The organism is Hansschlegelia beijingensis (assembly GCF_045505405.1).
GTDB classification, from domain to species: domain Bacteria; phylum Pseudomonadota; class Alphaproteobacteria; order Rhizobiales; family Methylopilaceae; genus Methylopila; species Methylopila beijingensis_A.
The window spans coordinates 1-5,050 of record NZ_JBJKEX010000218.1; the positions used below are offsets into that span (position 1 = coordinate 1).

Annotated in this window: 6 protein-coding genes; all 6 read left to right on the forward strand. The window is 70.2% G+C overall.

The window, feature by feature from the left end; translation table 11 throughout:
- The coding region (locus tag ACIKT0_RS12695; protein WP_407105691.1) for a hypothetical protein at positions 1-466 on the forward strand (466 nt) is incomplete at its 5' end.
- Entirely contained in the window at positions 463-2,883 is a 2,421-nt protein-coding gene (locus ACIKT0_RS12700) for a DUF2235 domain-containing protein (RefSeq protein ID WP_407105692.1), read from the forward strand. The genes ACIKT0_RS12695 and ACIKT0_RS12700, both read left to right, overlap by 4 nt.
- A 59-nt stretch (positions 2,884-2,942) precedes the next feature.
- Positions 2,943-3,464 (forward strand): prolyl-tRNA synthetase associated domain-containing protein, encoded by a 522-nt coding sequence (locus ACIKT0_RS12705; protein WP_407105693.1) that lies wholly within the window; start codon positions 2,943-2,945, stop codon positions 3,462-3,464.
- Between the two features lie 150 nt (positions 3,465-3,614).
- The gene (rplU, locus tag ACIKT0_RS12710) at positions 3,615-3,935 is read left to right on the forward strand and encodes a 50S ribosomal protein L21 (RefSeq protein WP_407105694.1); all 321 of its coding nucleotides are present in this window, start codon (positions 3,615-3,617) and stop codon (positions 3,933-3,935) included.
- Between the two features lie 23 nt (positions 3,936-3,958).
- Positions 3,959-4,234: a 50S ribosomal protein L27 gene (gene rpmA, locus ACIKT0_RS12715; protein WP_407105695.1), complete on the forward strand. Its 276-nt coding sequence runs from the start codon at positions 3,959-3,961 to the stop codon at positions 4,232-4,234.
- 131 nt (positions 4,235-4,365) lie between these two features.
- Positions 4,366-5,050, forward strand: a 685-nt coding sequence (locus ACIKT0_RS12720; protein WP_407105696.1) for a GNAT family N-acetyltransferase, incomplete at its 3' end; no start/stop codon positions are given.

Sequence of the window (5,050 nt, forward strand, 5' to 3'; positions counted from 1 at the left end):
CGCCGCCACGGCGGCCGCCGCGGGCGCCCCGGTCGGAAGCGGCGCGGCAGGGTTCGACGGCTCGACCACCGAGGAGGTCTCCAAGGGAGACGGCCGCGCGGCGGCCGTGCTCGCGCTGCGCGACGGCCTCTACGCGGCCTGCCAGAGCTACGCCAACGGGATCATCGGGCATGACGCCTATGCGGTGATCCTCAGCCAGTACGGCCACCTTCGGGTGGCGCTGGTGGGCGGCGGGCGCGCCGATCCGGCCAAAGCCGGAGCGGTCACTGTGGCTACCGTCGACGCGCGCAAGTCGACGCTCTCGACGCTGCTGGTCGCCTGCGTCAGCGGACATGACAGGACGCGGATCGGCTCATGGGGGCCGAACCCGATCCTGACCACGACCTTCTGCCGGAACGTGATGGCCGCGGCCCTCGGGCAGGCGACGGGATCTGACAGCAGGCGGGCGACCGCCATCGTCAAATGAGCGCGTCCGGCAGGTCGCGAGGACCCTGCAACATCGTCGTGCTCTCCGACGGCACCGGCAACAGCTCGGGCACCCTGTTCCGCACCAATGTGTGGAAGCTCTACAAGGCGCTCGACCTTGAGGACCGGCAGAACCCGCCGGAGCCGCGCCAGTTCGCGCTCTATGACGACGGCGTCGGGACGTCGTCGTTCAGGCCGCTCGCGCTGATCGGCGGGGCGTTCGGCTACGGCCTCGCGCGCAACGTGCGCGAGCTCTACGCCTTCGTGTGCCGCACCTATCAGCCGGGCGATCAGATCTACGTCTTCGGGTTCAGCCGCGGCGCCTACACGGTGCGCGTCCTGCTCGGGCTGATCTACCGCCAGGGGCTCGTGCCCTATGACGGCGACGAGGCGCAGTTCCAGGCGGACGTCGCGGCGGCCTACCGGGCCTACCGCGCCGAGCGGTTCCACACGCGCATCCGCCATGAGCGGATATTGCGCGCGATGCGCGACGCAGCGATCACGGCCAGGAACCTCGTCACGAGGACGAAGCCTTATGGGCGGCTAGATCAGTCGAGGCTCGGCCGCTGGAACACCGACCCGATCCCGATCCGCTTCCTCGGCGTCTGGGACACGGTCGCGGCCTACGGCCTGCCGATCGAGGAGCTCACGCGCGCGGTCGATCGCTATGTCTGGCCGATGTCCTTCAGCGACCGGGAACTCGGCAAGTCGGTGAAGGCGGCGTGCCACGCGCTTGCGCTGGATGACGAGCGCCAGAGCTTCCATCCGCTGCTCTGGACCGAGGCGAAGCCGGAAGACGCCGCCAGGCTGCGGCAGGTCTGGTTCGCCGGAGCGCATAGCGACGTCGGCGGCGGATATCCGGACGACGCCGCAGGCTACGTGCCCCTGAACTGGATGATCGAGGCGGCGAGTGCCGCCCGCCTGCGCTTCCTCCCGGAGGTGCGCGCCGACTATCTGACCCTCACGGACGAGAACGGCCTGCTCCACGACAGCCGGACGGGGCTCGCCGGTTACTACCGCTACAAACCGCGGCGCATCGACGGGATGCTGCGGGCCGATGCCGGCAAGGTGAAGATCTCCCGGATCAAGGTCCATGAGAGCGCCCTGCGGCGCATCAGGGTCGGCGAGGACGCCTACGCGCCGATCGTGCTGCCGGACAATTTCTTCGTCGAAAGGATCGACGGCCGCATCGAACCCGGCGACGCCTATCTGGGCCATCGCGAATGGGGCCGGCGGGCGGAGGCGCGCGAGGACGTCTTCAACATCGTCTGGCTGCGCAGGGTGGCCTACTACCTGACGCTCGGCTTCACTCTGTTCCTGGGGGCGATGCCGCTGTGGTGGCCCGCAACGCCGGACGGGGCGTGCAGGTCGGTGCTGTGCTGGATCTCGCCGATCTTCACGCCCATCAAGGCGTTCACCCCGGCCTTCGCGGGCGCGTGGTTGGACTCCTTCGCGGCAAATCCCGGGATCTTCCTCGTCGTCTTCTCCGGCGTGGTGATCGGTCTGTCGTGGGGCGCCGCCCTGCAGCTCTCGATCGGAACCGCCATGCGGGCGCTCTGGTACGGCATCCCCGCCACCCGGCCGCCGCATGTCCGGGATCCGGTCAAGCCCAAGGCGCCGGGCCTTGCGCAGCGGCTGATCCGCCGGCTGCGGCTTGCGCCCGGTTACGAGGAGACGGTGCGCTTCCTGGCGCGCGACGCCATGCCGTTTGTGGCGTTCGCCGCGGCGCTGTTCGTGGCGGTCGGCGTGGGGGCGAAGGTCTGGTTCGCGGTCGACAGCGCGTGGGGCGGCGTCTGTCGCGGCTCATCCGATCCGAAGCCGCTCGAGGCCGGAGCCATGAGCGCGCCGGCGCCGTTCCTCACCAGCGAGCCGTGCATGGCGACCGGCGTGAAGCTTCTCGAACGTGGCGCCTACCGGCTGACCTTTTCGGTTCCGGCCGATCGCGGCTGGTTCGACCGGACTTTGCCCGCCGGCCCCTACGGGAACGACCCGGAGGCCGAGGGCGCGGCCCTCATCACGCCCTTCGTGCCCTACCGGCGGCACTGGGCCGAGAACTGGTTCAGGCCGATGGCCAGGATCGGCTCCGGCGGCACCGACGTCTATCCGCTCACGCCCACGCCGTCGGCGGCGCTGGCCTATCCGCCCGGCCCGCCGCCCGCCGATCAGCCGCCGATCTCCTGTCCGGCGTCGGGCTCCGCCGGGCTGTCGTTCGCGACCGAGGTCGTCGCGCGCTCCACGGGGGAGCTGTTCCTCTACGTCAACGACGCGATCTGGCCGAGCATCCCGTTCCTGTCGGACCGCTACGGCGCCTATCGCAACAATCGCGGCGGCGCCTGCGTCACCGTGGAGCGGCTGGTCGCGCCGGCCGCCACGCCGGACGCCGTCGGGGGCTCGCAGAACGTCTCGGAGCGCTCCTGACCCGGTTTGTCATCGCGCCCGCTTCCCGCTATCCGGCTTCGGGCAGTGGGAAGGGCGCGATGGCGGCGACGCGGACGGAACTGATGGCCTATCTGGACGCGCTCGGCGTCAGGACCTCGACGCTCGAGCACCCGGCGGTGTTCACGGTCGCCGAGTCGGCCGCCTTGCGGGGCCGGATCGCTGGCGGCAAATCCAAGAACCTGTTGCTCAAGGACAAGAAGGGGCGGCTGTTCCTGGTGAGCGCGGAGGACGACGCCGCGGTCGACCTCAAGCGGCTCCACGAGAAGCTCGGCGCGCAGGGCCGCCTGTCGTTCGCGTCCGCGGACCAGCTTCGCGCGGTGTGGGGCGTCGAGCCGGGGTCGGTGACCCCGTTCGGGGCGATCAACGACCGCGACGGGCTCGTGACGGTGGCGCTCGACGCGGCCCTCATGGCGCATGACACCGTGAACTTCCATCCGCTCGAGAACACCGCCACCACGGCGATCGCGCCCGGCGACCTCATCCGGTTCCTGCAGGCGACAGGTCATGAGCCGATGGTGGGACCGTTCGCGGACCCGGCGGTGGCCGAGGCCGGGGATTGACCCGGGAAGGTCCGATCCTGTAGAAGCGCGCGATCGGCGCGGTGGGTCTCCTATCCGCGCCTTTCCGTTTGGGAACAATCCCGGACTGAACAAAAAGCCGCGCCAGGGACGATCGGTCCCGGAGCCCGGATCGAACACAGGAACTTCAGAATGTTCGCAGTCATCAAGACCGGCGGCAAGCAGCACCGGGTCGTCGCCGACGACGTGCTGACCGTCGGCAAGCTCGACGGCGACGTCGGCTCCAAGATCACTTTCGGCGAGGTTCTCGCCATCGGCTCCGGCGACGACATCATGATCGGCGCGCCGCTCGTCTCGGGCGCCTCGGTCGCGGCCGAGATCGTCGAGCACGCGCGCGGCCCGAAGGTCATCGCCTTCAAGAAGCGCCGTCGCCAGAACTCCAAGCGCAAGCGCGGCCATCGTCAGGACTACACGATCGTCAAGATCGTGAGCCTCGACGGCGCGAAGAACTGAACGGCTGAGGCAGGAGAGACCAGATGGCTCACAAGAAGGCAGGCGGCTCCTCGCGCAACGGCCGCGACTCCGAAGGCCGGCGCCTCGGCGTCAAGAAGTTCGGCGGCGAGAACGTCGTTCCGGGCAACATCATCATCCGCCAGCGCGGCACCAAGTGGCACCCGGGCGCGAATGTCGGCATGGGCAAGGATCACACCCTGTTCGCCACCGCCGAGGGCAAGGTTCTGTTCGTCTCCAAAGCGAACGGCCGCACCTATGTGAACGTCGCCACGGCCGTCACGGCCGAAGCTGCGGAATGACGGCGGGCTGACGCCACGCAGCCGCCGGGCGCCTGACCCTCCGGCGGCGAAATCTCAGACCGAAAGGTCCGGGACGACGGGGGAGACGGGACGCCGTTCTCCCCCGTCGCCGTTTCAAGGGTCTGGTCCCCATGTCCGCGCGCATCGCTTTCGATGACGGTCTGCTCGCCGAGGATTGCCTCACGGCGGCGCCCGGCGTGCGCCTTCGGCGACTGACGCCCGCGGACGCCGCCGCGCTCGCCGCCGGGCTGAACGACCTCGAGGTCTCCAAGAACCTGGTCGCGGTGCCGCATCCCTACGGTCCCGAGGACGCCGCGGTGTTCCTCAAGGGGCCTGCGGCCTCGCCGCACATGCTTTGCGCGGGCCTGTGGGTGGAGGACAGCTTCGCGGGCTGCGTCGCGATCGACGCGACGGCGGGGTTCCCGGAGCTCGGCTACTGGCTCGTCCGCGCCCATTGGGGGCGCGGGATCGTCTCGGCTGCGACGCGCGCGATCGTCGACCTCGCCTTCGGGGCGACGGCGATCGAGAAGATCGTCTCCGGCCACTTCGTGGACAACGCCGCCTCCGCGGCGGTGCTCAGGAAGCTCGGCTTCAGGCCCGCCGGGATCGTGGAGACCCGCTCGCGGGCCCGCGCCGAGCCGGTGCGGCTCGTCGCGATGAACCTCGACCGCGAGACCTGGGCGGCGGAGCGGCCGACCATCGAGACGTCGCGGCTCGTGATGCGGCCGCCGGTGATGACGGACGCCGAGGAGATCGCCGCGCTCGCCAATGACGGCGGCCTGCCGCTGACCACGGCGGCGACGCCACGTAGGTCCC

Excerpts from the sequence above, each read along its gene's own strand:
- ACIKT0_RS12700 (WP_407105692.1), top strand. The coding sequence starts at position 463 with ATGAGCGCGTCCGGCAGGTCGCGAGGACCCTGCAACATCGTCGTGCTC.
- ACIKT0_RS12705 (WP_407105693.1), top strand. The coding sequence starts at position 2,943 with ATGGCGGCGACGCGGACGGAACTGATGGCCTATCTGGACGCGCTCGGC.
- rplU (WP_407105694.1), top strand. The coding sequence starts at position 3,615 with ATGTTCGCAGTCATCAAGACCGGCGGCAAGCAGCACCGGGTCGTCGCC.
- rpmA (WP_407105695.1), top strand. The coding sequence starts at position 3,959 with ATGGCTCACAAGAAGGCAGGCGGCTCCTCGCGCAACGGCCGCGACTCC.